This is a genomic window from Pandoraea norimbergensis (genome assembly GCF_001465545.3).
Taxonomy (GTDB): Bacteria; Pseudomonadota; Gammaproteobacteria; order Burkholderiales; family Burkholderiaceae; genus Pandoraea; species Pandoraea norimbergensis.
Genome location: NZ_CP013480.3, coordinates 127,333 through 153,811 on the forward strand (window position 1 = coordinate 127,333; position 26,479 = coordinate 153,811).

Below are 26,479 nucleotides of genomic sequence, written 5' to 3' on the forward strand. Positions count from 1 at the left end.
ATTGGCGAGTTTGCTTAGCGCATTTGTTTAGGTATCCGAGGACATTCTAATGGCCCGCTCAGAGACGCCTTATCTCTGATCGGCACATGCTTAGCTCTGCCCGGGTGCAACGGTTCGTAATATCGCGCGTAATAGCGCTTACGTTTGGGCGTTATTCGGCTGGATATACTCGATTCACGCTGATTCACCATCGCTACGGAGTTGCCCGATCATGACGTTTCGTTCTGCGCTTTTTGCGCGTCTCAGCACGCACGCCGGTGTGCCGGGGCGTGCCGCTTTGCGATGTGCGTTGGTGTTTGCCTGCATGGCGGGCGCGTGGTCGGCGACGGCGCATGCGCAGGAGAAGATCAGCATTCCTTCGCTGGATATGGATACCGCCGGTAAGCCAGTGATGCTCGACGCGTACCTCTTTCGCGCGCCCAACGCCAACGGGCCGACGCCTGCGGTCGTGTTCATGCACGGCTGTAACGGCATGATCACGCGTAAGGGCAAGATCGACAGCCGCGAGCTCGATTGGGCGCAGCGATTCAATGCGCAGGGCTATACGGTGCTGGCGGTCGACAGCTTTACGTCGCGCGGGCAGGCCAGCGAATGCCGGGGCGGCGGGGACGTTCGACCGTCAGTGGAGCGTCCGCGCGATGCCTACGGCGCGTTGCGGTATTTGCAGCAGTTGCCGGGCATCGCGCCAGATCGCATCGCGCTGATGGGCTGGTCGCACGGCGGTGGCACGGTGCTGTACTCCGTGGGGCCGCGCAGCCCGGGCAAAGTGCCGGTGGCCGCGCCCGTCTCAACGGCGCCCTCACCGCCTGACTTTGTGGCAGCGGTCGCGTTCTATCCGGGGTGGTGCAACACGAAGGCGCAAGGGCCCGGCTGGTCGACGCGTATCCCGTTGCTCGTGCTGATCGGTGCCGATGACGTCTGGTCCAAGCCGGTGCCGTGCGATGCGTTTGTTAAGGACGTGACGGCCAAGGGCGCACCGATCACCTTCCACATGTACCCGGGCGCGTATCACGACTTCGACTATCCGAATCTGCCGCTACGCGAGCGCCCCGAGTTCACCAACCCGAAAACCCATATCGTGCCGATCACAGGCACGCAGCCGGAAGCCCGCGACGACGCTATCGCTCGCGTTACCGCATTTCTAGCGAAGGCTTTTGCATCCTGATTTTCTGACGGATCAAAACAGCTAGGGAATTTCGGCAAACGATGCAGATGCCCGGCAGGCGGGCATCTGCGGGCGATTCGTAGAAAGTTGTGCACCGGGTATCCACAGGTTAATCACCGTAAAACCCCCGGATCTCCACAGATAATCCACTGGTAATGCCGGGGTTATCCACGGCATATCCACAGCTTGTTCACGGCTTATCCACGCGATATCCACTCGAACAAGGCGACTTATCCCGTAGTTATCCCTGTGCCATCCACTGACTGTCCACAGACTTGTCCCCGTGCGAATCACAGCTTGTTCACCGGGTTATCGACAGACTTATCCACAGTTTGCTGAAGTGGCATCGTTTCGCGCAGATAAAACAAAATCGGCCGCTGGAATTGCGGCCGATTTGTCATCGGTGTGGGTGCGTGACCCGGAGTCGCGTCGCGCCTAACAGCGGCGCTGGCTCACGGGCACATACGGCGATCAGCTACCGAAGTAAGTGCTACCTGCGCTGGCAACGTTGGTCACCGAACCCGCCATCACCGGCTGTGCGGCGCCGCCAACCTTGGCAACCGTCGTCGGATACACCGAGTCGTGTTGTTCGAGCAGACCGGCTTGCTCGGCTTGGACCAGTTCCGTGCGGACCTGTGCGCGGCTCACGGCGCTCGTTTGCGGAACCCATGCGAATTCCGAAGGACCTTCGAAAGCGTCGCTGGCAAAGGCCGAACCGGCCGACACAGCAAGCATTGCGGAAACCAGAGCCGAGGTAATAAGCGTGCGTTTCATGATGTTTTCTCCTGTCGTTTGAACGTTGGCGGTGTTCGTTTCACCGTCGACAGTTGCAGTCTATTGCTCGTATCAATCGCAATAAAGTCGATAATTGTCTATTTTAAATTGCTGTTTTAGAAATAATGTGCGCAAGACAGGACAGCCGTATGCGCGCGAGTGAGCGCTAACGCAGCGGTGGCGGGGGTTTCGGGCTGAGGGAGGTCTGAATGCGACACCGCCGCCCGGGCGTGAGCCTCGGGCGGCGGTGTGGTGGATCAGCGAATCAGGGGCTGATCGCTGGATCGCTGTACGGCGAGATGCCTACGCGGCTCAGGCGTCGTCGTCGAGCCAGGGCACTTCGACGTCGGTCAGGAACGCGACCATGGCGAGCGGACGGGCTTCGTGATGCCCCAGCTTGCCGTCGGCGCGATGCCATTCGACCTGGAACGTCTCGGGGTACTTGTCGGCACGAAGCTGCACGGTGCGCAGTTCCTCTTCGTCGGCTTCGTCGATCGGGCCGTCGAACGACAGCACGAGCGATTGCGGCCACACGCCGTCTTCCGGGTCATAAATCTTGTCGCCACCCGGCACGTCCACGACTGCGTCGACGCCGATCGTCTTCGATGCGGCCACGATCATCTCGCCAAGGGCACGCAGCAAGGCAGTGGCGCGCGCGGAGTTGATCTGGCGCATGGCGAGATCGCCGCGCGTCAGGGCTTGTTCCAGCTTGGGATCGGTTTTTTGTTTGGTCATGCGGGTCCTCGGTAAAACGTTAGTCACCATGCAGCGCGGCGAGTGATACCACTTCCGACTTCAGCGGCGTGCGTGGGGTTCCGATGCTACCACCGTCGCGCGCGCCGGGGCGCATTACAATGCGGCTTTCGTCATTTGAATTACCCCGGGTGCAGGCAATTTTCAGCCTGCGCCGCCTGGAGCCGTCATGGATTCACCCAAGCAAGATCAAGCCCCGCAAGCCACCGCCAACACCGCCAGCGAGACGTATGGGCGTCTGCTGGGCGAGACCGCCAAGATCGACTGGAAGGATCTGGAATCGTTTTTCGCGCGCGGCGTGCTGCTGTACGTGGCGCCGGGCGTCGATCTCGTCTCGGTCGCGGAAGCCGTGGCCAACGACGATACGCCGGTCGTGACCCAGTGGCTCTCGTCCGGTCTGGTGCAACGCATGCAAGCCGAACATGCCAGCGATTTTGCCGCCCGCACGCCCGAGTTGTGGGCCGTGGTGGTCGCGCCGTGGGTGCTCGTGCAAGAGCGCTCCGTCAGTCTGTGATGGCAGTCTGCGAAGTCAGTCGGCGAGGTCAGTCGGTAATGCCGGCTTCGACCAGTCGCCGCGTGCAGTCTTCCAGCAGATCTTGCGCGACGGTTGACGCAAAGGCGTAGTCCGCGTCGAGCGATTCCGTCATCTCATGCGCTGTGTACAGACCTGCTTCGCGCGAGAGCGTGCCGGCCAGTTCGCGCGCGAAATCGTCGCTCAACTCTGACAACACGCGCCGCTCTGCCAGCGGCAATTGCAGTTTCGAGCGCGACAGCCAAAGCTGCGCCAGCGACGCGCCCTGCTTGTCGGTCATCCACTGCCCATGTTCGTAAAAGGCCGACAGCCGCTCGGCCGTCAGCGCGAATAGCAGCGCGCGACGGGTGTTGAAATTCAGACGAATCGGTGTGGCTTCCGGCATGACGATTGCACTCTCCGGTGAATGTTGAACAAGGGGCAAGTGAGCAGGGGTACGCAAGGGCGCCAAAGGTATCACGCAAACAGCCGCAGCAGCGCGGTGCGCGCGTGGCGGATCAATTCGGTCTCGTCGGCACGTCCGGGTATCAGATGGAATTCGGCGCGCGGCAGCGGCGGCAGACCTAACGACGGCGGGCACACGATGAGGTCGGACGTGAGCGCCGACTCATTCAGACACGAAATTCCCAAGCCTGCCCCCAACGCGAGTTGCATCCCCGCGACACCCGCGGCCGAGTGCGAGACGCGATATGGCACCTTGTGACGCTCCAGCACAGTGAGCACGAGACTTTGCAGCGCACATGACGGCGGCAGCGTGACGAGGGGCAGCGGCTCGCCCAGCGGTTCGGCGAGCGTGGACGACATCGCCCAGACCAGCCGCTCGCGGCGCACCAGTGTGCCCGGTGCCCGGTAGCCCAGCGTCTTCGCGCCCTTGCCTACATCTTCATTCATCAACCGCAGCGCCAGCCCCACATCGAAATGTTCGCCGGTCAGCGCCGTGCGCTCGATCTGCGCACTCTGCATCGCACTCACATGCAAACGCAGGCGCGGGTACAGGCTCGCGAAGCGCTTGAGCACGCGGCCCACATCGTGTGGGCGGTAGTAATCGGTGATGGCGATGCGCAACTCGCCGTCGAGCAACACGCCTTGCAAGTCTTCAAACGCGGCCTCGGACAGGGCGGAAATCTGCCGCGCATAGGCAATCAGGCGCGTGCCGGCCGGCGTCGCGCGCATGCCCTTGCGTGAGCGCACCAGCAGCGGCTGACCCGCCCGCTCTTCCAGCTTCTTCAATTGCTCGCTGACCGTCGATTGCGACAGGAAGATCAGTTCGGCTGCGGCCGAAATGCTGCCCGCATCGTGAATGGCGATGAAGGTACGTAACTGCGTGAGGTCAAAGGCACGGGCGTTCATGACGGCTCCCGGGAGGGCGGTATCGCTGCGGTATCTCGTTGGGTGAGGCCGATCCTGCGCCCCTCGGCGTAGATAATCCGGAAAACACGATATAAGGCATCGAATTTTCCCGCTTTTCCGATGGATTGTCTATCCGTACGATGCGTAGCATCCCTCCTCCTCTGCGACGTGCCTCCGGGCCGTGCACCGTGTCACTCATGAACGATCGCCTATCGTGTACCGCCGCGCCGCCCGGCCCGGCAATTCCCCTGATGCCGCTCAACCCCGGCCCTGCGCCGACGGTATTGCCCGCCGCTGACGCGGGGCTGCGCCGTGGCGGCGTCCGTCCGCTGGGGCGTGAGCACCGCTGGAAAGTGCTGGGCGTGGGGGTGGCGGCCAACGCCAGCTTTGCCGCCGCCTTGGGCGGCCTGCCGGCGACGGCCGTGCAGATGCGCAGCGACTACGCGCTCGCCAACGGCGACCTCGGCCTTGTGCTCGGTTTGATCGGGCTGGGCATCGCCGTCTCCGAATTGCCCTGGGGCATGCTCACCGACCGTTGGGGCGACCGGCGCGTGCTGCTGGTCGGACTGATGGTGACGGCGGCGGCATTGTTCGCGATGGGTATCTGGGTGGTGCCGACACCCCGGCATGTGCCGCCGATTCCGTTGCTGGCCGCAGGCATGCTCGCCATCGGCGTGCTGGGGGGCAGCGTCAACGGGTCGAGCGGGCGCGCGGTGATGCGATGGTTTCATGACGGCGAGCGCGGGTTGGCGATGAGCGTGCGGCAGTGCGCGGTGCCGCTGGGTGGCGGCATCGGGGCAATGCTGCTGCCCGGGGCCGCGCTGCATTTTGGTTTCGCCGTCGTCTATATCGGGTTGGCAGTCGCCTGCGTTGCGGCAACGTACATGGCGTGGCTATGGCTGCTCGAACCGCCGGAAGAAGCGCATGAGTCGGCCGATGCCGCACGGGTTGCGCCAGTGCGTGCCGGTGCAGCCGCCAGCGCGCCCGTTCAGTACTCGCCGCTGCGCGACGCACGGTTGTTGAGTACGGCGCTGGGTATGGCCGTGCTCGCCATGCCGCAAATCGCTGTGCTGACGTTCGGGACCGTCTTTCTGCATGACTTTGCGCATGTGAGCGTGCTGACGATTTCGCTCACGCTCGGGGCAGTGCAGACCGGGGCGGCGCTCACCCGGGTCTGGAGTGGGCGCTATACCGACAAGCACCGCAATCGTCCGCAATATCTGCGCGTGTGCACGGTGACGGTAGGCGTCGTCTTTGCGCTGCTGGCGACACTGGTGGCCGCGCTGACGCTGCGCCCGGACTGGGTGGCGCACGGCACACCGTGGCTCATCGCGCTGCTGATCGTGGGCGGCATGGTGGCGTCGGCGTGGCACGGCGTGGCGTTCACCGAACTGGCGACGCTGGCGGGCGCATCGCGTGCCGGGACCGCGCTTGGCATCGGCAACACGGGCGTCTTCATGACGATGTTCGTCACGCCGCTTTCGATTCCGTTTCTGCTCTCGATCGGTGGCTGGGCACTCGTGTGGTCAGGTGGCCTCTTGTGTGCGGCGCTGGCGTGGCCGTTGTTCGTGTGGTCGCATCGTTCGCGCGTGGCGCAATAGCCTCTCGTCGCCAAGTCGCTGAGCCACTACGGCAGATGCACGTGCTCGACGAGAAAATCGAGAAACGCGCGGACGCGGGCGGGCAGGTGTCCGCCCTGTCCCACATAGACGGCATGCACGGGCTCCAGATCGCCCGGGTTGTAGTCTTCGAGCACGGCGACGAGGCGTCCTTCGCGCAGGTCGGCATCGACGTGATACCGCGAGTGACGCCCGAGCCCGAGGCCTTCAACAGCAAGCTTGCGCATGATCTCGCCATTGCTCACGACCATGTTGCCGATCTGCGGGTAGTGCGTAATACCGCCCGCCCCATCGAGAAACGGCCAGCCCTGCACCTGACGGTCGAAGTTGAAGGCCATCACGTTGTGATGAATCAGATCGGCCGGGGTGCGCAGCGGGCCATTGCGCGCGAGGTAGCCGGGGGATGCGACAACGTGCATGCGACTCTCGCCGAGCTTGCGGGCCACAAGTCGCGAGTCGCGCAACGGCCCCGCCCGCACGGCGACGTCGGCGCGTTGCTCCAGCAAATCGACGACAGTATCGGTCAGCGTGAGATCGAGCCGGATTTCAGGGAATTGCGCGAGAAATGCCGGAATGACCGGCAGCAGATACAGCGTGCCGATCGGCACACTGGCGTTCACGCGCAGCAGGCCACGCGGGACCGCACCCGCTGCGGCTTCTCGCTCCGCCGCCTCGATATCGGCCAGCACGCGGGTGGCGCGCTCGTGAAACGCGGTGCCCTCGGGGGTGAGTTGCAGGCGACGCGTCGAACGGTTGAATAGCCGCGCACCCAAGCGCGCTTCGAGACGCGCAATCAACTTGCTCACGGCCGACGGCGTCATATGCAGCGCCCGTGCCGCGGCGGAGAATCCGCCCAGTTCGGCCACGCGCGCGAAAACTTCCATATCGCCGGAGCGGTTGACGTCCTGTCGACCCATCGTCGGTGCCTCTCGTACTCGCCGTTTGACGTGTTGTGACTTGAAGTCACAAATGATTTTCCTTCGCGCAGTCTATTTCATCAATGCGAGGACGTCTATATTGCGTGGCATTGGTCAGCGTTGTCTCAGCGGTTGCTGTTTTTCTTCTGACGCACGGACGCGGCCTTTCCAAAGATTCGCAATATTCAGACAGGAGTTTCTCGTGCCCATCGCCCTTTACGCCCTGACCGCCGGTGCCTTCGGCATTGGCGTGACGGAGTTCGTCATCATGGGTCTGCTGCTCAACGTCGGCGCCGATTTCGGCGTCTCGATCGCGGCCGCAGGCCTGCTTATTTCCGGTTATGCGCTGGGTGTCGTTGTCGGCGCCCCGCTCATGACCACCGCTACCGCGCGCTGGCCGCGCAAGACGGTGCTGCTGGTGCTCATGGCGATCTTCACCATCGGCAATGCGGCTTGTGCCATCGCGCCGAGCTATACCGCGCTGATGGCTGCGCGCGTGCTGACGTCGTTTGCTCACGGCACGTTCTTCGGCGTGGGCTCGGTGGTCGCCACCGGTCTCGTGTCGCGTGAGCGCCGTGCGTCGGCTATCGCCGTGATGTTCACGGGCCTGACGGTCGCCAACATTCTCGGCGTGCCGTTCGGCACGTGGCTCGGCCAGAGCTACGGCTGGCGTGCGAGCTTCTGGGCGGTGACGGTCATCGGCGCGCTCGCGTTCGTCGTGATCGCGATGTTCGTGCCGAAGATTGCCGCGCCGAAGGACGCCGGCGACTGGCGTGCCGATTTGCGTGCGCTGGCACGCCGCCCGGTGCTGCTGGGTCTGCTCACGACGGTACTGGGCTGGGTCGGTGTGTTCGGTGTGTTCACGTACATCGCGCCGCTGCTCACCGAAGTGACCGGCTTTGCCGAGCGCGCCGTGTCGCCGATTCTGCTGATCTTCGGCGGCGGTCTGGTGGTGGGCAATCTGCTGGGCGGCAAGCTCGCCGATCGCCGCGTCGTGCCGACCGTGCTGGGCAGCCTGCTGTCGCTGTCTGTCGTGCTGGGCCTGATGACCTTTGCGCTGCACTCGCAATGGCTGTCCATCGTGTTTGTCGCGCTGCTGGGCGCTACGGCGTTCGCAACGGTCGCGCCGCTGCAACTCTGGGTGATGGAGAAGGCGTCCGGTGCGGGCGAGAGTCTCGCGTCGAGCTTTAACATTGCCGCGTTCAATCTGGGTAACGCCATCGGTGCGTGGCTGGGTGGCTTCGTGATCAACCACGGCGGCCTGACGGCGGTGCCTTGGGTGGCGGCGCTGGTGCCGCTGGCGGGGGTGGGCGTGGCGCTGTTGAGCCTGCGTCTGGATCGTCGCGATGCGCGTGCGCATCTGACGCCGAACTGCGAAACACCGGCGATGTAATCGTCGACGCGTTTCAATGACGCCGGGGCGGCGGGTTCACACCCGTCGCCCCGGTTGTTATTTGGTAACCGCCGAACGATGTCAGGCGAGCACGCCGATGATGACGCTGGTGGCGGCAAACGCCGCCGTCGCGCCATTGGCTTCTGCGAGTCCCCGGTTCACCAAGGTGTCGTGTGGCATCACGGCGGCCAATCGACCGCCGCCCGGCAACGCGAGAATCACTTCGGCCTGTCCGGTGTCGTTTGTAATCGCGACCACCGTGCCGGCCAGCCGGTTGGCCGTCGGCAAACCGGCGAGGTCTGCGCCGCGTGCGATCTCGATCCATGGCGCCTTGATGAGCGCGAAGGCGTCGCCGCCGACGGCGAGGCCGAGTGTTTGCGTGCTGCGATGCGTGAGCGACGCCGTGATCGCTTCGCCGCCGGGTAGCGTGAGCGTCACCTCGTCGTTCACGCCGCAACGACGAATCGCCGTGATCGTACCGTGCAACTGATTTCGCGCACTTGTCTGCAAGCCTAGGCGCGCAATCACCTGCCACTGCTCGTCGAAGTGTTCGAGATCGTTGGCCACCCGGGCGAGAAACTGCTGCTGGGCTGCTTCCACTGCGCGAAACGCGGCCACCAGCTTCGCGCCGCGTGCCGTCAGCGTGGTGCCGCCGCCGCCGCGCCCGCCCGTGCTGCGCGCCACGAGGGGCTCGCCCGCGAGCTGGTTCATCGCGTCGACCGCGTCCCATGCCGCCTTGTAGCTCATGCCGGCAGCCTTTGCCGCAGCCGTGATCGAGCCCTGCGTGGCAATGTGTTCAAGCAGGGCGATACGTGCCTGTCCGCCGAGCGACGAATTGCCGCGATGCAGCCAAAGTGAGCCACTCACTTGCAGTGCATTATTTGTTTCGTTGCGCAAAACATCATCCGGCGTTGAAGAAGGTTCGGAAACCATAATGTTTTTTTCGATCAAACCCAGAGGTGGTCGCATTGTAGAGGCCTACGGAACCTGTCAGAAACAATAGCCGAAAGCCCGAGTGTTGCGGCGCACCAACGGAGGTCACTTCGGAGGCCTGATTGGGGGACGAATGGGGGACGTTTCTCATCTACATTGAATTTGCCGCATGCCCCCCCAATGCCGGTCGAATCCCGCCAGACCAACGGCTTCACGGTCCTGACGAGGTGCGCCCGGGAATGCGACGTTTACCGAAGTGCCCACTCACCTGACACAACAGAAACGGGGTGAAATGATGCGCGTCAGGAATATCAAGGAAACGGTTGACGGGGCTCGATACTATCGTCTGGTTCGCACACTGCCTAACGGTAAGCGACATCAGATGCAAATCTCTTTCTCCGCGGGTGAAATGCGCTTCAGGCGTTTCGTGGCACAGCGACTCTGGTTGCTGCGCGCCGAAATGCGAGACAGTACGCGTGCGGCGGCTGCCCCTGCCCCACGCAGCAATATGCCTCAGTTGGTGTTTTAACGAAGCCATACCGCAATCGAATATCTCGCCGGGCCGGATCACTCCGCCCCGGCGTTTTCGTTTATCGAATCGGAATGTGTGGCGGCGACACCCGGGCATTAGTTGGTTGTCCTTGATATCCGGGGCAGTGCGAGATGTCGATCGAACGGCCGGTCAACCCCGCTTGGCCGCCTTCAGCCTGCCTTTCTCGGCGGCAGTTCGGCAGGTCTGGGCGTCGTCTTGACGGCCATGAGCCCGGTGCCCGCATGGGCAATCGCAAACTGCACCAGTTCATCGAACGAAATTGGCCGGGCGAACAAATACCCCTGCGCATACGTGACGTCGCGCTCGCGCAGGTAATTCGCCTGCATCTCGTTTTCCACACCTTCTGCCACGATGGTCATCTGCAAGTTGTTGGCGAGCTGGATGATCGAATCGCAGATGTTGCGCGTGACGGTGTCGTCTTCCGTCACCGGCAAGAATTCCTTGTCGATCTTCAGATAGTTGAAGTCGTATCGCTTGAGGTAGCCGATCGAATTGTTCTCGGCGCCGAAGTCGTCGAGCGCGGTTTCGATGCCGCGCCGTTGCAGTTCGGACATGACATGGCGTGCTGCCGCCGTGTCGCGAATGACGTAGCGCTCGGTTATCTCGGCCACCAGCGGATAGGTGTCGTTCAGCGACCCGTACAGCCGCTCGATGTCCTGCACGATGGTGGTGTCGCGCAGGTGCCGCTCCGCGAGATTGATTCCCATATGAAAGCCTGGCGGCAGCGCCCCCATCGACATGTCGTTGCGAATCTGCCGCAGCACGGAGCGCGTGAGATCCACGATCAGGCCGTTGCTCTCGGCAATCGGAATAAAGGCGTCGGGGCGCACGAGGCCCGCGAGCGGGTGGTGCCAGCGCAACAGCGCCTCGGCACCGGCGCAGCGGTTCGTGGCCAGTTCCATGACCGGCTGGTAATACACCTTGAATTCGTCGCGCTTGATGCCGCGTGCGATCTGCCGCCGCATGAACTGCGCCGGGCCGAGGTGGCGAAACGTCATCACGCCGAGCAGAAACGCGATGACGGCGCCGAACGACAAGAAGATGGGGGCCTGACTGGCGGCCAACTCGCGCATGAGTGTCGGGCTGCCGGCGAGCGACGTCGCAAAGTGCTCCGATGCGAGTGTGACTTGCGCGCCGCGCGTAGCGACGCCGGACGACTGAAGCAGCGGCCCCTCGGAGGTGAGCGACATCTTGCCCACGGTCATCGCCGTCCACGCGAGGTCGTTGTTCTTCACGCTATGCAGCGTTTCGGTCAGGTAGACCCCGTCGACATAGCCGAGCACGCCGTCGGTCGCCGAGGTCGGCACATACAGTGCCAGCGCGGGCGCTTCGCGGGCGTAGGGCGAGCCGGGCACGAGCAGCGTGCGGGCGCCGGTGAGCATGGGGACGACTTCGGCCGGCATGGCCATGTCGAGGCCGTCGGTCGAGCGCGGGACCGACGAACAATAGAGCTGGCCGCGTGACACGAGCCAGATCGAACGGAAGTAGGGACTGAGGGTGCCGGTGGCCTGAAGCTGGTTGCCGACGTCTTCGCAGGAGCGGCCGACCCACGGGGTCACGCCTTGAAGCGTCTTTTCCGCCTGAAGGACGATGCGCTCGAGGGCATCGCGCTGACGCACGGCTTCGTCCTGGAGAATCGACTGCGACATGTGATAAATGCGCAGCCAGCCCACGAAGAGGACAACGACAAACGTGACCGCCACGACAACCCCGGTCACCAGCCACTGCACGACTCTCGAATGTTGAATCATGTGCTGCCAACCCGGAAATAAGTGGGGCCCTTGTGTGCTGTTTGTGTTGCAGGGCACAACCCGTCAATCGACTCTACACGAATCCCTGACGGCATCCAACGCCCGATAAACCCGCACGACAAAACCCTTAGGAGTGTCGCAATCGCGTCATTTCGGCACAGGATTGACGCGATTACGACGGGTTTCCGACGGGCATGAAGCCGCCTTGGGCTACGCAACTTGGGGCGTAGCGGGGCCGAATTCAGGCCGAACGCAGGGCAAATTCATGGCGGAATCGCGACAAAACTTGGCGTAACGACGATTTACGCATGCTCTACACTTCACTCATTAAATTTCTGGCGGAATTTGAGAAATATCCCAACTTTCATGCATATCTGCGCGAAAGCCGTCGGAATCTGACCGTTTTCCCAAGCTAGAGACGTCAAGTCGTTCCTCCCATGTCGAGTCAACCTGCATCCTCCCTTGCTGGCGCCCCTACGCCGGCTGCGCAGGGCACGGCGTTCCGCGTGCTGTCTGCCATCAGCTTCTCTCACTTGCTCAACGACATGATCCAGTCGTTGATCCTGGCGATCTATCCGTTGCTCAAGGCCAATTTCGACCTGAGTTTCGGGCAGGTTGGCCTGATCACGCTGACGTATCAGATCACCGCGTCGCTGTTGCAGCCTGTCGTCGGCCTTTATACCGACAAGTACCCGAAACCGTATTCATTGCCGGTCGGCATGGGATTCACGCTCGTGGGATTGCTGCTGCTGGCGGTGGCGCCTAACTTCGGCGTGCTGCTCGTGGCGGCGGCGCTGGTGGGCATGGGCTCGTCGGTGTTCCATCCGGAATCATCGCGCGTGGCCCGCATGGCTTCGGGCGGCCGCCACGGTATGGCGCAGTCGTTCTTTCAGGTGGGTGGCAACGTTGGCTCGTCGCTGGGCCCGTTACTGGCGGCGCTGATCATCGTCCCGCACGGCCGTGGCAGCGTGGCGTGGTTCTCGGTGGCGGCGCTCGTCGCGATCTTCGTGCTGTTCCACGTGAGCCGCTGGTATGCAGCGCAGCGCGCGGCCAGCAAGGGCAAGCCGGCAGCGCGTCGTGGCGGCACGGCGCACCTGTCGCGCGGCAAGGTGATGTTCGCTATCGGCATCCTGCTGGTGCTGATCTTCTCGAAGTATTTCTACCTCGCGAGCATCAGCAGCTACTTCACGTTCTATCTGATCAGCAAGTTCCACGTGTCGGTGCAGAACGCGCAGATCCATCTGTTCGTGTTCCTGTTCGCGGTGGCGGCCGGCACGATGATCGGCGGCCCGCTGGGTGACAAGATCGGCCGCAAGTATGTGATCTGGGGCTCGATCCTCGGTGCTGCGCCGTTCACGCTGATGCTGCCGTACGCCAGCCTGTACTGGACCGGCATCCTGACGGTGGCCATCGGCCTGATTCTGGCGTCGGCGTTCTCGGCGATTCTGGTCTACGCGCAGGAGCTGATTCCGGGCAAGGTGGGGACGGTCTCGGGGCTGTTCTTCGGTTTCGCCTTCGGGATGGGCGGCGTGGGTGCTGCCGTGCTGGGTCAACTGGCCGACACGACGAGCATCGACTTTGTGTACCACGTGTGTGCGTTCCTGCCGCTGCTCGGTATCGTGACGATCTTCCTGCCGAACGTCGAGGGTCACAAGAAGGCGGCGGCCTGATACGGGTCTGATCGCCTGACGGGGCGCTGCCGGAGGCTTTCCCGGCAGCGCCCAAAACAAAACGCCGGCCTGAGCGATCAGGACCGGCGTTTTGTTTTGGTATCGACTACCTTACGGCGCGGCGCGCTTTTGCAGTTCCCACTTGCCCTTCTCGCCCGCCTTGCAGGCGTTGAGCTTGAGCGTGACGTCCTGACCCTTGGCGTTGAGCAGCACGATCAGATCGCGACAGGTCTTGTCGTCGGTCTTCTGCGTGTTGGTCGCCGTGAGCTGGCCGGTGAACTGCGTGGGCGTGCCGGTGCCCTTGTTGTTCCACTCGACGGTCTCGTTGTCCTGCTTGTTGGAGAGCACGTCGTCGGCCGCTTTGGCGAGCGACGCGTTGTCCTTCGCGCGCAGCCAGGCCAGCGGCGAATTGCTCATGAACGTGAGATTGGAGGCGGCGAGCACGGGCGCGGCGGCGCCTGCGCCGATGAGAAGTGCTGCGCCAAGCGCGAGCAAACGGGTATGCGACATTCGGAGTCCTTGAGATTGTCGGGCGGGGACGGTGCCTGCCGGTGGCTGCGAGAGCAGCGCGGCCCGCACGGTGCCTGAAAACAGAACTCGCACCGGTGCGGCGGCAGGGGACGCGTCGATCATAAAAGAATCCGGGCGCGGCGTCATCCCGCCCCTTTCCCCGTGCCCGTGCCGGTCGGCGTCACATACGCGCCCGTGCCGTGCAACTGATCTTCGGCCAGCTCCAGCGCGCGCACCGCGCCGCGACCCTTGCGGGCGAGCAGCATTTCGACCAGCGTCTCCACCACGGCAATGCCCGCCGTAATCGACGGAAAGAACGACGGACTCTCGTGCGAGAACAGCACTGTGGCGTCGGCGTCGAGCGCCAGCGGCGAGACGGTGGAATCGGTCAGCGCCAGCACCCGCGCACCCGCTGCCTTGGCCGCACGCGCCACGATCAGCGCTTCATTCGAGTACGGCGCAAAGCTGATCACGACGACCACGTCGCGCGCCGAGAGCGCCCGCAGTTCCATCTCCAGCGTGCCCGCTTCGCCGCGAATCAGGTGCACCGTCGGGCGAAACAGCCGGTAGATGTACTGGAACGTGAAGGCAATCGGGAAACAAGCGCGAAAACCCGCCACATGCACGGTGCCCGCACTGGCGAGCAATTCCACGGCGGCCCCGAGCGACTGATTGGCCCCCGCTTCGGTCAGGTCGAGATTGTTGTGCTGCACCCGAAACATCTCCGGCACCATGCGCGCCGCATCGCCTTCGCGGATGACCTGCCGCGCGCGGCTCGCATACGGCTGCGGCCCCAGACGGATCGATTCGAGAAACAACTCGCGCAGGCCGTGCCAGCCGTCGAAGCCAAGATGCTGTGCCAGCCGCACGAACGTGGCCGGTTGTACGCCCGCTTCGGCGGCAATCGCCCGCATCGAGCTGATGGGCACCTGCTGGGGGTGGTCGAGCAGAAAGCGGGCGCCCGCCTGAAACTGCGGGCTGAGGTGGGGATAGCGCTCGCGCAGCAGAGTGTTGAGCTGGTCGAGCGATTGCGGCAGCACTGGGGCTTCGTTCATTGGGGGAGAGCAACACGGCAACGTAGGTGTGTAACGATTGTTGCATGAAATGCCACAAGCGCGCACGCGTAATCTCCCAGACGCTTGCCGTGCGGGGAAATGGCAGGTGTGGTAACGCTGTTGCGCGAATGTTGCGATGTTAAAATCAGTGAAACATATGTTGCAAACAACGGACGCTGAGCCTACACTTGGCGACATTGTTGGCGCGTCGCGAACGCTGGCGCGCGCATTCTTTCCGTCAGGGGTTATGGCATGACTCACGTGTTTCACCGCAATCCGCGCCAGACGCTGCCCGTCGCCGTCGGCGGCGAGGGCATCGAGCTGATCGACAGCACCGGCAAGCGCTATCTCGACGCCTGTGGCGGCGCGGCCGTGTCGTGTCTCGGGCATGGCCACCCGCGCGTGATTGAAGCGATGCAGCAGCAGGCCGCACAACTGGCCTATGCGCATACCTCGTTCTTCACGACCGAGGTGGCCGAGCAACTGGCCGATACGCTCGTCGCGAGCGCGCCGGGCGATCTGAATCATGTGTATTTCGTGAGCGGCGGCTCCGAAGGCGTCGAAGCGGCACTCAAGCTCGCCCGTCAGTACTTCGTCGAAATCGGTCAACCGCAGCGCCAATATTTCATCGCGCGCCGTCAGAGCTATCACGGCAACACGCTGGGCGCCCTCGCCATCGGCGGCAACGCCTGGCGTCGCGAGCCGTTCCTGCCGTTGCTGGTGCCCGCGCATCACGTCTCGCCGTGCTTCGCCTATCGCGAGCGCCATGAGGGCGAGACCGACGACGCGTACGTGCAGCGTCTCGCCGACGAACTGGAAAACAAGATTCTCGAACTCGGCGGCGACAGCGTGATCGCGTTCGTCGCAGAAACCGTCGTCGGTGCCACTGCCGGCGCGGTGCCGCCGGTGGGCGACTACTTCAAGCGCATCCGCGCCGTGTGCGACAAGTACGGCGTGCTGCTGCTGCTCGACGAAGTGATGTCGGGCATGGGGCGCACGGGGTATCTGTACGCCTGCGAAGAAGACGGCGTCGTGCCCGACATTCTCGTGATCGCCAAGGGGCTCGGCGCGGGCTATCAGCCCATCGGCGCCATGCTCTGCACCGACAAAATTTACAACGCCGTGGTCGACGGCTCCGGTTTCTTCCAGCACGGCCATACGTATCTGGGCCACGCCATGGCGTGCGCTGCCGCACTGGCCGTGCAACGCACGATTGCCGACGAGCATCTGCTCGACAACGTGAAGGCGCGCGGCGAGCAACTGCGTGCCCGTTTGCGCGAGGTCTTCGCCGATCACCCGAACGTGGGCGATGTGCGCGGCCGTGGCTTGTTCGTCGGCGTTGAGTTTGTGGCCGACCGTGCGACCAAACAGACGCTGCCGGCGGCCGACAAGATGAACGCCCGCTTGAAGGCGGCGGCCAAGGCGCGTGGCCTGTTGATCTACCCGATGGGCGGCACTGTCGACGGTGTGCATGGCGATCACGCACTGATCGCCCCGCCGTTCATCTGTCAGCCCAAGGACATCGACCGCATCGTCGAATTGCTGGCGGTGGCCGTGGCCGACGTGACCGGTGTTCCGGCAGGGGCTGCGGCATGACGCGCGCCTATGCTCTGGCGGTAGCCCCGAACGGTGCCCGCCGCACGCACGCCGATCACCCGGCACTGCCGATGACGCCCGACGAGCTTGGCGCGTGCGCCAAGGCGTGTCTCGACGCGGGCGCAGCCATGATTCACCTGCACGTGCGCAAGGCCGATGGCACGCATAGCCTCGAAGTGCCCGATTACGTGGCAGGTATCGCGGCGGTGCGCCGCGCCGTCGGCAACGCGCTGGTGCTTCAGGTCACGACCGAAGCCGTCGGCATCTACACCCCTGAACAGCAGATCGCGACGGTGCACGCACTGCGCCCGGAAGCGATCTCCGTGGCACTACGCGAAGTGTTGCCCGACGCCGCGCACGGCCCGGCGGCCGAGGCGTTCTTCGAATGGCTGTGGCAGGAGAACATCGCCACCCAGTACATCCTGTACGACGCCGAGGACGTGGCGCACTACTGGCGCCTGCGCGCCAAGGGTGCGATTCGCCCGGGCCGCCACTGGGTGCTGTTCGTGCTCGGGCGGTATAGCTTGGGGCAGTTGTCGGCACCGTCGGATCTCTTGCCGTTCCTTTCGTCGTGGCAGGCCGGTGGCGAGAGCGCCGGCGCTACGCCTTGGGCGATGTGCGCCTTCGGCCCGCGCGAAGCCGAATGTGCGCTGGCGGCGGTGTTGCAGGGCGGCCACGCTCGCATCGGCTTCGAAAACAACTTGTATTTGCCCGACGGCAGCGTTTCGCCGGGCAATGCCGCTTCGCTTGGCGTGTTGCGTGCCGCCGCAACCCCGCTGGCATTGGCGCCGATGTCCGCCGATGCGCTGCGCGAGCTCACCCGTTGAGCTATCCCTCGGGGGAAACCCCGGGGAAGACGCGAAATAAGGGCAAATAGACGTTTTGACCGCCGCCGCCCGGGGGTGCCGCTGTAATAGAATCGGCGTTACCTCAAAAAGCCTCGTGCCGCCCTGTGCGGCGCCGGGCGCGAACACCGACACGGGAGCGCGGCGTGAAACACTGGTCGATCCGACATCGCATTCTGGCCAGTTTTGGCCTGATCCTCGCATTGATGGCGCTGATGGCCGGCGTCGCTTACACGCGTCTCGCTGCCATTGAGCGCGAAGCGTTCAGCGTGGAGTCCGACTCCACCCCGGGCCTGTACTACAGCACCATGCTGCGTGGAGCGTGGTTCGAGAGCTACCAACTGCTGCAACAAGTGGTGGCCATCGACGACAACGACAAGTCACGCGCCGTCGACCTCGATGCGCTGCGCGCGGCCGACACCAAGATCGATGGCTGGATCAAGGACTACGGCAACACGGTCAATCGTGCGGTCGACCGCATGCAATACGACGAAGTGCGCGGCGTTCGCCAGCAGTACGGCCGCATCGGCAATGAAGTGCTCAAGCTCGTAGCCAACGGCCAGATGCCCGCCGCCCGCGCCATGCTCTCCGAACAGCTCTACCCGGAATGGGGACGCGGGCGCGCCGCGATCCAGCGTCTGGTCGACACCAACAAGACCTTCGCCGACGAAGCCACCCACAACATTGCCGAGGCAGTGACTGCCGCGAAGGCCACGCTGCTCATCACGCTGGCCGTGGCATTGGGTTGTGCGGTGCTGTGCGGCTGGTTGTTGTTCAAAGCGGTCAGCGTGCCGCTGGCGAACGTAATGCAGATTCTCGAAGTCATGCGCTCCGGCGATCTGACCAAGCGTCTCGATCTGGACCGGCGCGACGAGTTCGGTGCGCTCGAAGCGGGTTTTAACCGCATGACGGACGAGTTGACCGGGCTGGTCGGGCAGGCGCAGAAGTCGGCGCTGCAAGTGACGACCTCCGTGACGGAGATTGCCGCCACCTCGCGTCAGCAACAGGCCACAGCGTCCGAGACGGCGGCCACGACCACCGAAATCGGCGCGACCTCGCGTGAAATTTTCGCCACTTCGCGCGACCTCGCCCGCACCATGACCGAAGTGGCTGGCGTTGCCGACCACGCGGCGTCGCTGGCAGGTACCGGCCACGTCGGCCTCACGCGCATGGAAGACGCGATGCGCCACGTGATGGAAGCTGCCGGGTCGGTGAACGGCAAGCTCGGCATCCTCAACGAGAAGGCCGGCAACATCAATCAGGTCGTGACCACCATCACCAAGGTGGCCGACCAGACCAATCTGCTCTCGCTCAATGCCGCCATCGAAGCCGAAAAGGCCGGTGAGTATGGTCGCGGGTTTGCGGTGGTGGCGACCGAAATTCGCCGCCTCGCCGATCAGACGGCGGTCGCGACCTACGACATCGAGCAGATGATCAAAGAGATTCAGTCGGCCGTGTCGGCTGGCGTGATGGGCATGGACAAGTTCGCCGAGGAAGTGCGACGCGGCATGGACGAGATGCGTCAGGTGGGCGATCAGCTCGCGCAGATCATCGCGCAGGTGCAGACGCTGCCGCCGCGCTTTCAGGTCGTCAACGAGGGCATGCAGGCGCAGGCCACCGGCGCCGAGCAGATCAATCAGGCACTGGTGCAGCTCTCGGAGGCTGCGCAGCAGACGGCCGAGTCGTTGCAGCAGTCGAGTCAGGCCATCGAAGAACTCAATCACGTCGCTAATGGACTCAAGAGCGGCGTGTCGCGGTTCAAGGTGCTGTCGAGCACGCCCGCCGGGCTGGTTTGATTGCCACGCGCATTTTGACTATTCGCGGACACCGCCATGCTGTTCCTGCGCTTTGCCATCGCCACCGATCACTACGTCATTGAGGCCAGTCATGTGGCCGAGGTGCTGCCGTGGCTCGCGCTCAAGCGTCTGCCCGCCGCGCCCGCTTGGGTGGCCGGTGCGTTCAGCTATCGCGGCGAGCCGGTGCCGGTGCTCGATCTGACCCATCTCGCGACGGGCACGGCGGCGCCCGCGCGCCGCTCGACCCGTCTCGTGCTCGTGCACTACCCCGAACCGGGTCCGCAGGCGCGGCGTCTTGGCGTGCTTGTGGAGCGAGCCACCGATACGTTGCGCGCCGACGCGCAGGCATTCCGCGCGAGCGGTGTCGATTTGCCCGAGGGCCGCTATCTCGGCCCCGTGCTCGATACGGACGACGGGCTGGTGCAGTGGGTGCGCGTGGACCAGTTGCTCACCGACGAAGCGCGCGCGTTGTTGTTCGACGCCGCCCGTGACGTTTGCGATGCGCTCGAACCCGACACGCCGCCGGAATCAACGGGGAGCGCGTCATGAGCCCCGTGCAACAGATCGAGCGCTTGCTGCGCGACACGATGGGGCTCGACGCCGGCACGCTCGGCGCGAACGCTATCGAGCGTGCCGTACGCGCCCGGCTGGCGGTGCTGTCCCCCGAGACGAACGACACGTCGACCTACTGGCAATTACTCCAACATTCGCCGCAGGAATTGCAGGCACTGATCGAAGCGGTCGTCGTCCCCGAGACGTGGTTTTTCCGGCATCGCGAGGCGTTCACGGCGCTCGCGCAGATGGCGACCGAAGAACGCGCCGCGCGACGCGGCACCGTGCGTGAAGGCCAGGCGTTGCGGCTGTTGAGCCTGCCCTGCGCCACTGGCGAAGAACCCTATTCAATGGCGATGACGTTGTTCGATGCGGGCTTTCAGGTGGGCGACTTCACCATCGATGCGCTCGACATCAGCGAACGCGCGCTCACGATCGCGCGCGAGGGCGTGTATGGACGCAACTCATTTCGCGGGCCGGCCGCCAATCTGCTGTTTCGCGATCGCTACTTCACGCCGCAGGGCGAGACCTATCGCGTGAACGGCGCGCTGCGCCCGCCGATTCGCTGGCATGCAGGCAACCTGTTCGACCCCGCGCTCGTTGACCGGCTGGGCACGTTCGATTTCGTGTTTTTCCGCAACGTACTGATCTATTTCGACCGGGAAGGCCAACGCCGCGCGATTGCCGCGCTCGAGCGGCTGATGCGCATGGGCGCAACGCTGTTCGCCGGCCCCGCCGAGGGGGGGTCGCTCACGTCCAATGGCTTGTCGTCGACGGGCCACGTGCAGGCGTTTTCGTTCCGATTGGCAGGGCCGCAACGCGACGTGACCTCGGCCCCCGCCGGGGCAGTGCCCCTCACGGGCACGCTGTCGACGTTCAACGCGCAGACGTCCACACACACGTCCCGCTCATTTCACACGTTCGACGCCACCCAACATCGGCGCGTGCATGCCGTGCAGGTGACACCAGCACTCTCCACGCCGACAGCGATGCTCGCGACGCCAGTGGTCCCGCTAGCGCCGGCGGCAACACCGGGTGCGCGAGGGGTTGGCAATCCGCTCACCCCTGAAACCTCGCGCGCGGGGACCACCGCGTCCCGCCGATCTGCGCAGACCCCCGACATCGCGCGGCAACTGCAAGAGGCGCAGACGCTGGCCGATGCCGGTGATTTCGCGCAGGCCATTGCGTTGTGCCGAACGGTGCTCGCCACTGACCGTGCCAATGCGCAGGCGGAATATCTGCTGGGACTGGTGGAAGACGCGCGCGGCGACGCACAACAGGCCCTCGTGCATTACCGTCGAGCCCTTTATCTCGACCCGGGTCATTACGAAGCACTCGTGCATTGCGCGGCGCAACTCGATGCGCGCGGCGACGCGGCAGGTGCACGCCGCCTGCGAGAGCGTGCCGAACGCGCCGAGCGGATCGACCCGGCAGACCGCACGACCGACGCCCCTCATGATGCGCACCGCCACGGGGCCAGACATCGATGACTGACATGACGAACACCACGAACGGCGAATCGCCGCGCGAGCCCACGTCGCAAGACGGCCCCGAGGCGGGCCGTCAGGCTGGCGCGCGCCGTTCGGCCCTGTCGAGCGATAGCGCCCTGCATCGGCAGGCCGCCGATCTGCTCGACCGGTTGCCCGTCGTGCCCGCTGACCCGGCACCATGGCGTGCCGCAGCACACGACGAAGCCACGTCGCGCGGGGCGGCGCTGCTGTTGTTCCGTCTGGCGGATGAATGGCTCGCGCTGCCGGCTTCCGTCATCGAAGAAGTCTCGCCGATGCGGGCTTGGCACACGGTGCCGGGGCATCGGCAGCGCGCGCTGCTCGGGCTGGTCAATCTGCGCGGTGCGCTCGTGCCGTGCGTGTCGCTCGGCGAATTGCTCGGCGTGCAGCCTGCGGCGCAACCGCTGGCGACACCGGCGAACACGTGGCGCACCAGCACGTCGCGCCTGTTGGCCATGCGCCATGGCGCGCATCTGAGTGCCTTCCCGGTCACGGAAGTGCATGGCACGGTGACACCGGCGAGCAGTGCGTTGGGCACGGTGCCCGCGACGGCACTCGGTGCATCCGATGGCTTCGCCCATGCTGTACTGCATTGGCGCGAACGAGTCGTGGGCTTGCTGGACCCGGCGCGCGTGGCCGCGGCTTTTGACCGGAGCCTTGGATGAGCGACGATCTGCAAAACGCCTCGCTGCTCGATCTGTTCCGCATGGAGACGGAGACGCAGGCACAAGTGCTCGGCGACGGACTGCTCGCGCTGGAGCGCACGCCGACCGACGCCACACGGCTTGAGGCGTGTATGCGCGCGGCGCACTCGCTCAAGGGGGCGGCACGCATTGTCGGCGTCGATGCTGGCGTGGCGCTCGCTCACGTGCTCGAAGACGCCTTTGTCGCGGCACAACGCGGCACGCTCCGGCTGGACACCGCTTACATCGACAAGCTGTTGCAGGGTGTCGATCTGCTCATGCGCATGGCGCACCCACCGGGCGGCGACATGGGTTGGGCGCAAGGCGCAGGCAAAGCGGAGATCGACACGTTTGTCGCCACACTGACGGCGCAACTGGCCGAGTTGCCCGAGAACACCACGGGCAGCGCCTCCGAAGCGTTCGACTACGCGAGCTATGGCTTGTCGTCGCAGGACGTGTCGCCCGTTACACCCGCACTGTCGGCGTCATTGACCGAGATCGGGCAGACCCAAGCGACCGGTGAGGCGATTCCGCCTGCATTGGCATCGCTGACTGAATTGCATCAACCCCATGAGGCCGACAGCATCATGGGACTGCCGGGTGGATACGACACCGACGACCGGCATGACGTGGGCGAAGGCGACAATGCTGCCCGCGCGTTGCGCGTGTCGGCCGATACGTTGAACCGCCTGCTGCGGTTGTCGAGCGAAGCGCTCGTCGCCTCGCGCTGGTCGCAACCGTTTGCACAATCGTTGCAGCGTCTGAAGCGTCATCAGCACGAAGCGGGCGAAGCACTCGACCGCATGAGCACGGCATTGACGCACGCCGCCAGCACCGATGAAGACCGCCAGACGTTATTGAGTGCGCTGGCGGACCTGCGCCGTGCGCTCGGCGTCGGCAGTCAGTTGCTCGGCGAGCAACTGCACGAACTCGATCAGTTCGATCGCCGCTCAACCCAACTCTCGCAGCGCCTCTACGACGAAGCACTCGCCTGCCGGATGCGCCCGCTCGGCGACCGGCTGGGTGGCTTCGCCCGCATGGTGCGCGATCTCGGCCGCTCGCTCGGCAAGCCCGCGCAGCTCGATATTCGCGGTGCGGATACGCAGGTCGATCGCGACATTCTCGATCAGCTTGAAGCGCCGCTTGGTCACTTGCTGCGTAACGCCGTCGATCACGGGCTGGAAAGTCAGGCACAACGCCTCGCAGCGGGCAAACCGGCGCAAGGCAAAATTACGCTCAGTGCACGCCATAGCGCTGGGCTGCTGCTGGTGAGCGTCGCCGACGACGGCGCAGGTATCGATCTCGACCGGGTGCGCGATGCGGTCGTGGCGCGCGGTCTGGTGACGATGGAAACGGCGCAGCGGCTCGACGACAACGAACTGCTCGAATTCCTGATGCTCCCCGGCTTTACGCTGCGCGACACCGTGACCGATGTGTCGGGGCGAGGCGTGGGACTGGACGCCGTGCGCGCGATGGTCGCTGCCGTGCGCGGCACGGTTCGCATCGAACATTCACCGGGGCGCGGCACGAAGTTCGTATTGCAACTGCCGCTTACGTTGTCGGTGGTGCGCAGCCTGCTCGTGGAGATTGGCGGCGAATCCTATGCGTTGCCGCTGGCGAGTCTGTCGCGCACGCTTGCCCTCGCGCCCGAGCACATCGAAATGCTGGAAGGCCGACCGCACTTCACGCTCGACGGCCGTCAGATCGGTGTCGTCAGCGCGCGGCAGGTGCTTTACGGCAGCGAGCCGGTTGCGGCCCCCGGTGCCCAACCGGTCGTGGTGATCGGCGACGGCGAGGCGCGTTACGGACTGGCCGTCGACAAGTTTCTCGGTGAGCGCATGCTCGTTGTGCAGCCGCTCGATGCGCGTCTGGGCAAGCTGCCGAACATTGCCGCTGGTGCGCTGGCCGAAGACGGCACACCGTTGCTCATCATCGATCCGGCCGACTTGTTGCGCTCGATCGCAAAGGCCGTAGAGACCGGCTCGCTGGAGCGTCTGCCTGCCCGTGCGGCGCAGGGCGGCGTGGCGGTGCGCAAGCGCGTGCTGGTGGTCGACGACTCCTTGACCGTGCGCGAACTCGAACGCAAACTGCTGGCCGCGCGCGGCTACGACGTGAGTGTGGCCGTCGATGGCATGGACGGCTGGAATGCTGTGCGCAGCGAGACGTTCGACATGGTGATTACCGATGTCGATATGCCGCGCATGGACGGCATCGAGCTCGTGACGCTGATCAAGCGCGACGCGCGCACGGCGGATTTGCCGGTCATGATCGTTTCATACAAAGATCGCGAGGAGGATCGTCAGCGCGGGCTCGATGCCGGTGCGGATTACTATCTCGCGAAGGGCAGTTTCCACGACGACGCGCTCCTGCGTGCCGTGGTGGATCTCATCGGGGAGGCGCAGTGATGAAGATCGGTATCGTGAACGATTCGGTCATCGCCGTGGAAGCGCTACGTCGTACGCTTGCACAGCGCCCGGGGCTGGAAGTGGCCTGGGTGGCTTACGACGGTGCGCAGGCGGTGTCGATGTGTGCACCGGTGCCGCCGGATCTCGTGCTGATGGATCTGGTGATGCCGGTGATGGACGGTGTGGCGGCCACGCGCGAAATCATGCGCCGCACGCCGTGCCCGATTCTGATCGTGACGTCCGATGTGGGCCATCACGCAAGTCTGGTGTTCGACGCGATGGGCGCTGGTGCTGTGGACGCGGTCGACACGCCGGTGCTGGGCGGTTCCGATCTGGCGCGTCCGGCGTCGTCCCTGCTTGCCAAGATCGATGCGGTGGCCGCACAACAGGCCGAGGCCAACGCCGTCGTGCCGGTCGCCCCCATCGCGCCGCCGATAACGCCGCGCACCGACGCACTGATCGCCATCGGCGCATCGGCGGGTGGGCCGGCCGCGCTAGCGACATTGCTTGGCCGGTTGCCTGCGAATTTTGCGGCCGGGGTGATCGTCGTCCAGCACGTGGACGACGCGTTTGCGCCCGGCATGGCAGCATGGCTCGATCAGCAGACGCCGCTCACCGTGCGGCTGGCGCAAGCAGGCGACCGACCGCTGGCGGGAGAAGTGCTGCTCGCGGGCGGCAACCGGCATTTGCGACTGGACGCAAGCGGGCGTTGCGCGTATTCGGACGAACCCAAGAGCGCCGTGTACCGGCCCTCCATCGATGTATTTCTGCAAAGCGTGGCCGAGTGCTGGCGCGCCCGTGCGGTGGGCGTGCTGCTCACCGGTATGGGGCGCGACGGCGCGGCCGGGCTGGGTGCCATGCGCACGCGCGGCTTCATCACCATCGCGCAGGATCGCGCGACGAGTGCCGTGTATGGCATGCCCAAGGCGGCAGCGGAGGCTGGCGCGGCTTCCGAAATCTTGCCGCTCACGATCATCGCGCCGCAATTGATTACGCTGTTTGGCACTGTTTGACAGGACGCACATCATGACAACAACCCCACGCCAACCCACGCCGCCCGCCGCTCTGCCGACCGGCTCCGAGAGCAGCCTGAACGATTCGTCGGCGATGGTGTTGCTTGTCGACGATCAGGCGATGGTCGGGGAAGCGATTCGCCGCGCGCTGGCAGGCGAGCCGAACATCGACTTCCACTATTGTTCGAATCCCGACGAAGCGCTTCGCGTGGCCGAACAAACGCGCCCGACCGTGATTCTTCAGGATCTGGTGATGCCGGGCACCGACGGCCTGTCGCTGGTACGGCAGTACCGGTCGAGCCCGCTCACGCGCGATATTCCGATCATCGTGCTCTCGACCAAAGAAGAGTCGACCATCAAGCGCGAAGCGTTCGCGGCCGGTGCGAACGACTATCTGGTCAAGCTGCCCGACACCATCGAACTGGTCGCGCGCCTGCGCTATCACTCGCGCTCGTACATGAACCTGCTGCAACGCGACGAGGCTTACCGGGCGCTGCGCGAGAGCCAGCAGCAATTGCTCGAAACGAATCTGGAACTGCAACGGCTCACGCATTCCGACGGGCTCACCGGGCTGGCCAATCGCCGGTACTTCGACGAGTACTTCGGTGCCGAGTGGCGCCGTGCACTGCGTGAGCAGCGCGAGCTGGCGCTGTTGATGATCGACGTCGACAACTTCAAGATCTATAACGACACCTATGGCCACATCGCGGGCGACGACGTGTTGCGCCGTGTGGCCCAGACGCTGGCCGATTCGGCGACGCGTCCCGCCGATCTGGCCGCGCGCTTCGGCGGCGAAGAGTTCGTGATGGTGTTGCCGAATACGTCATCGGCCGGGGCCGCGATCATTGCGGAGAAGGTGCGCGCGCAGATCGATGCGATGGGTATTCCGCACGTCGGCTCGGCCAACGGCCGCAATGTGACGATCAGTCTCGGCGGCGCGGCGCTGGTGCCGCGCACGCACATGGCGTCGACCTCGCTCATCGAGTCGGCGGATCTGGCGCTCTACCGCGCCAAGCAACAGGGCAAGAATCGGGTGGAGATGCAGCCGGGCGTCGCGTGATACGCGATGCGTGACGTGTGAAGCGCGATTCGCTGGCCTGAAACAG

23 protein-coding genes are annotated in these 26,479 nt (G+C 64.6%); 14 read left to right on the forward strand and 9 right to left on the reverse strand.

The window, feature by feature from the left end; all coding sequences use genetic code 11:
• The first annotated feature begins 211 nt into the window (after positions 1–211).
• Complete coding sequence (locus tag AT302_RS00500) at positions 212–1,165, forward strand: dienelactone hydrolase family protein (RefSeq protein ID WP_084655950.1); 954 nt, start codon at positions 212–214, stop codon at positions 1,163–1,165.
• 471 nt (positions 1,166–1,636) lie between these two features.
• Here AT302_RS00500 and AT302_RS00505 read toward each other — a convergent pair whose 3' ends face one another.
• Together AT302_RS00505 and AT302_RS00510 are read right to left on the reverse strand one after the other, a co-directional pair.
• The gene (locus AT302_RS00505) at positions 1,637–1,939 is read right to left on the reverse strand and encodes a DUF4148 domain-containing protein (RefSeq protein WP_058376723.1); all 303 of its coding nucleotides are present in this window, start codon (positions 1,937–1,939) and stop codon (positions 1,637–1,639) included.
• A 312-nt stretch (positions 1,940–2,251) separates the two neighbouring features.
• A complete protein-coding gene (locus tag AT302_RS00510; RefSeq protein ID WP_058376724.1) occupies positions 2,252–2,674 on the reverse strand; it encodes a hypothetical protein in 423 nt (140 codons plus the stop codon).
• Between the two features lie 187 nt (positions 2,675–2,861).
• Between AT302_RS00510 and AT302_RS00515 the strand changes: the two genes are divergently transcribed.
• Positions 2,862–3,206 (forward strand): DUF2288 domain-containing protein, encoded by a 345-nt coding sequence (locus tag AT302_RS00515; RefSeq protein WP_058376725.1) that lies wholly within the window; start codon positions 2,862–2,864, stop codon positions 3,204–3,206.
• A 28-nt stretch (positions 3,207–3,234) separates the two neighbouring features.
• Here the strand turns inward: AT302_RS00515 and AT302_RS00520 are convergent, their stop codons facing one another.
• Both AT302_RS00520 and AT302_RS00525 read right to left on the reverse strand, forming a co-directional pair.
• Positions 3,235–3,609, reverse strand: a complete 375-nt coding sequence (locus AT302_RS00520; RefSeq protein WP_058376726.1) for a hypothetical protein — start codon at positions 3,607–3,609, stop codon at positions 3,235–3,237.
• A gap of 71 nt (positions 3,610–3,680) precedes the next feature.
• Positions 3,681–4,574, reverse strand: a complete 894-nt coding sequence (locus tag AT302_RS00525; protein WP_058376727.1) for a LysR family transcriptional regulator — start codon at positions 4,572–4,574, stop codon at positions 3,681–3,683.
• 197 nt (positions 4,575–4,771) lie between these two features.
• Between AT302_RS00525 and AT302_RS00530 the strand changes: the two genes are divergently transcribed.
• Positions 4,772–6,175 (forward strand): MFS transporter, encoded by a 1,404-nt coding sequence (locus AT302_RS00530; RefSeq protein WP_237172033.1) that lies wholly within the window; start codon positions 4,772–4,774, stop codon positions 6,173–6,175.
• A gap of 26 nt (positions 6,176–6,201) precedes the next feature.
• Here the strand turns inward: AT302_RS00530 and AT302_RS00535 are convergent, their stop codons facing one another.
• Complete coding sequence (locus AT302_RS00535) at positions 6,202–7,110, reverse strand: LysR family transcriptional regulator (protein ID WP_058376728.1); 909 nt, start codon at positions 7,108–7,110, stop codon at positions 6,202–6,204.
• A 202-nt stretch (positions 7,111–7,312) separates the two neighbouring features.
• On the opposite strand from AT302_RS00535, the gene AT302_RS00540 reads away from it, so the two are divergent.
• Positions 7,313–8,503 (forward strand): MFS transporter, encoded by a 1,191-nt coding sequence (locus tag AT302_RS00540; RefSeq protein WP_058376729.1) that lies wholly within the window; start codon positions 7,313–7,315, stop codon positions 8,501–8,503.
• A gap of 81 nt (positions 8,504–8,584) precedes the next feature.
• Here the strand turns inward: AT302_RS00540 and AT302_RS00545 are convergent, their stop codons facing one another.
• Together AT302_RS00545 and AT302_RS00550 are read right to left on the reverse strand one after the other, a co-directional pair.
• Complete coding sequence (locus tag AT302_RS00545) at positions 8,585–9,436, reverse strand: TOBE domain-containing protein (protein ID WP_058376730.1); 852 nt, start codon at positions 9,434–9,436, stop codon at positions 8,585–8,587.
• A 702-nt stretch (positions 9,437–10,138) separates the two neighbouring features.
• Complete coding sequence (locus AT302_RS00550) at positions 10,139–11,740, reverse strand: EAL domain-containing protein (protein WP_084655952.1); 1,602 nt, start codon at positions 11,738–11,740, stop codon at positions 10,139–10,141.
• A gap of 437 nt (positions 11,741–12,177) precedes the next feature.
• Here AT302_RS00550 and AT302_RS00555 point away from each other — a divergent pair, with 437 nt between their 5' ends.
• Positions 12,178–13,410 carry an MFS transporter gene (locus AT302_RS00555; RefSeq protein ID WP_058376732.1) on the forward strand — a complete coding sequence of 411 codons (1,233 nt, stop codon included), beginning with the start codon at positions 12,178–12,180 and terminating at the stop codon, positions 13,408–13,410.
• A 111-nt stretch (positions 13,411–13,521) separates the two neighbouring features.
• Here AT302_RS00555 and AT302_RS00560 read toward each other — a convergent pair whose 3' ends face one another.
• Entirely contained in the window at positions 13,522–13,920 is a 399-nt protein-coding gene (locus AT302_RS00560; protein WP_058376733.1) for an RT0821/Lpp0805 family surface protein, read from the reverse strand.
• Positions 13,921–14,063: 143 nt separating this feature from the next.
• A complete protein-coding gene (locus tag AT302_RS00565) occupies positions 14,064–14,975 on the reverse strand; it encodes a MurR/RpiR family transcriptional regulator (RefSeq protein WP_058376734.1) in 912 nt (303 codons plus the stop codon).
• A 252-nt stretch (positions 14,976–15,227) separates the two neighbouring features.
• Here AT302_RS00565 and AT302_RS00570 point away from each other — a divergent pair, with 252 nt between their 5' ends.
• From AT302_RS00570 to AT302_RS00610, 9 genes are all read left to right on the forward strand, one after another.
• Positions 15,228–16,571 carry an aspartate aminotransferase family protein gene (locus AT302_RS00570; protein WP_058376735.1) on the forward strand — a complete coding sequence of 448 codons (1,344 nt, stop codon included), beginning with the start codon at positions 15,228–15,230 and terminating at the stop codon, positions 16,569–16,571.
• A complete protein-coding gene (locus AT302_RS00575; RefSeq protein WP_058376736.1) occupies positions 16,568–17,398 on the forward strand; it encodes a BKACE family enzyme in 831 nt (276 codons plus the stop codon). The genes AT302_RS00570 and AT302_RS00575 overlap by 4 nt, the downstream gene beginning before the upstream one ends.
• A 164-nt stretch (positions 17,399–17,562) precedes the next feature.
• Positions 17,563–19,212, forward strand: a complete 1,650-nt coding sequence (locus tag AT302_RS00580) for a methyl-accepting chemotaxis protein (protein WP_058376737.1) — start codon at positions 17,563–17,565, stop codon at positions 19,210–19,212.
• A gap of 36 nt (positions 19,213–19,248) precedes the next feature.
• Positions 19,249–19,761: a chemotaxis protein CheW gene (locus AT302_RS00585; protein WP_058376738.1), complete on the forward strand. Its 513-nt coding sequence runs from the start codon at positions 19,249–19,251 to the stop codon at positions 19,759–19,761.
• Entirely contained in the window at positions 19,758–21,254 is a 1,497-nt protein-coding gene (locus tag AT302_RS00590; protein ID WP_058376739.1) for a CheR family methyltransferase, read from the forward strand. The genes AT302_RS00585 and AT302_RS00590 overlap by 4 nt, the downstream gene beginning before the upstream one ends.
• A gap of 5 nt (positions 21,255–21,259) precedes the next feature.
• A complete protein-coding gene (locus AT302_RS00595) occupies positions 21,260–21,937 on the forward strand; it encodes a chemotaxis protein CheW (protein WP_058376740.1) in 678 nt (225 codons plus the stop codon).
• Complete coding sequence (locus AT302_RS00600; protein ID WP_058376741.1) at positions 21,934–24,360, forward strand: hybrid sensor histidine kinase/response regulator; 2,427 nt, start codon at positions 21,934–21,936, stop codon at positions 24,358–24,360. The genes AT302_RS00595 and AT302_RS00600 overlap by 4 nt, the downstream gene beginning before the upstream one ends.
• Entirely contained in the window at positions 24,360–25,373 is a 1,014-nt protein-coding gene (gene cheB, locus AT302_RS00605) for a chemotaxis response regulator protein-glutamate methylesterase (RefSeq protein ID WP_058376742.1), read from the forward strand. The genes AT302_RS00600 and cheB overlap by 1 nt, the downstream gene beginning before the upstream one ends.
• Before the next feature lie 13 nt (positions 25,374–25,386).
• Complete coding sequence (locus AT302_RS00610) at positions 25,387–26,433, forward strand: diguanylate cyclase (RefSeq protein WP_407668816.1); 1,047 nt, start codon at positions 25,387–25,389, stop codon at positions 26,431–26,433.
• Positions 26,434–26,479: the final 46 nt, after the last annotated feature.

Excerpts from the sequence above, each read along its gene's own strand:
- AT302_RS00500 (WP_084655950.1), top strand. The coding sequence starts at position 212 with ATGACGTTTCGTTCTGCGCTTTTTGCGCGTCTCAGCACGCACGCCGGT.
- AT302_RS00505 (WP_058376723.1), bottom strand. The coding sequence starts at position 1,939 with ATGAAACGCACGCTTATTACCTCGGCTCTGGTTTCCGCAATGCTTGCT.
- AT302_RS00510 (WP_058376724.1), bottom strand. The coding sequence starts at position 2,674 with ATGACCAAACAAAAAACCGATCCCAAGCTGGAACAAGCCCTGACGCGC.
- AT302_RS00515 (WP_058376725.1), top strand. The coding sequence starts at position 2,862 with ATGGATTCACCCAAGCAAGATCAAGCCCCGCAAGCCACCGCCAACACC.
- AT302_RS00520 (WP_058376726.1), bottom strand. The coding sequence starts at position 3,609 with ATGCCGGAAGCCACACCGATTCGTCTGAATTTCAACACCCGTCGCGCG.
- AT302_RS00525 (WP_058376727.1), bottom strand. The coding sequence starts at position 4,574 with ATGAACGCCCGTGCCTTTGACCTCACGCAGTTACGTACCTTCATCGCC.
- AT302_RS00530 (WP_237172033.1), top strand. The coding sequence starts at position 4,772 with ATGAACGATCGCCTATCGTGTACCGCCGCGCCGCCCGGCCCGGCAATT.
- AT302_RS00535 (WP_058376728.1), bottom strand. The coding sequence starts at position 7,110 with ATGGGTCGACAGGACGTCAACCGCTCCGGCGATATGGAAGTTTTCGCG.
- AT302_RS00545 (WP_058376730.1), bottom strand. The coding sequence starts at position 9,436 with ATGGTTTCCGAACCTTCTTCAACGCCGGATGATGTTTTGCGCAACGAA.
- AT302_RS00550 (WP_084655952.1), bottom strand. The coding sequence starts at position 11,740 with ATGATTCAACATTCGAGAGTCGTGCAGTGGCTGGTGACCGGGGTTGTC.
- AT302_RS00555 (WP_058376732.1), top strand. The coding sequence starts at position 12,178 with ATGTCGAGTCAACCTGCATCCTCCCTTGCTGGCGCCCCTACGCCGGCT.
- AT302_RS00560 (WP_058376733.1), bottom strand. The coding sequence starts at position 13,920 with ATGTCGCATACCCGTTTGCTCGCGCTTGGCGCAGCACTTCTCATCGGC.
- AT302_RS00565 (WP_058376734.1), bottom strand. The coding sequence starts at position 14,975 with ATGAACGAAGCCCCAGTGCTGCCGCAATCGCTCGACCAGCTCAACACT.
- AT302_RS00570 (WP_058376735.1), top strand. The coding sequence starts at position 15,228 with ATGACTCACGTGTTTCACCGCAATCCGCGCCAGACGCTGCCCGTCGCC.
- AT302_RS00575 (WP_058376736.1), top strand. The coding sequence starts at position 16,568 with ATGACGCGCGCCTATGCTCTGGCGGTAGCCCCGAACGGTGCCCGCCGC.
- AT302_RS00585 (WP_058376738.1), top strand. The coding sequence starts at position 19,249 with ATGCTGTTCCTGCGCTTTGCCATCGCCACCGATCACTACGTCATTGAG.
- AT302_RS00590 (WP_058376739.1), top strand. The coding sequence starts at position 19,758 with ATGAGCCCCGTGCAACAGATCGAGCGCTTGCTGCGCGACACGATGGGG.
- AT302_RS00595 (WP_058376740.1), top strand. The coding sequence starts at position 21,260 with ATGACGAACACCACGAACGGCGAATCGCCGCGCGAGCCCACGTCGCAA.
- AT302_RS00600 (WP_058376741.1), top strand. The coding sequence starts at position 21,934 with ATGAGCGACGATCTGCAAAACGCCTCGCTGCTCGATCTGTTCCGCATG.
- cheB (WP_058376742.1), top strand. The coding sequence starts at position 24,360 with ATGAAGATCGGTATCGTGAACGATTCGGTCATCGCCGTGGAAGCGCTA.
- AT302_RS00610 (WP_407668816.1), top strand. The coding sequence starts at position 25,387 with ATGACAACAACCCCACGCCAACCCACGCCGCCCGCCGCTCTGCCGACC.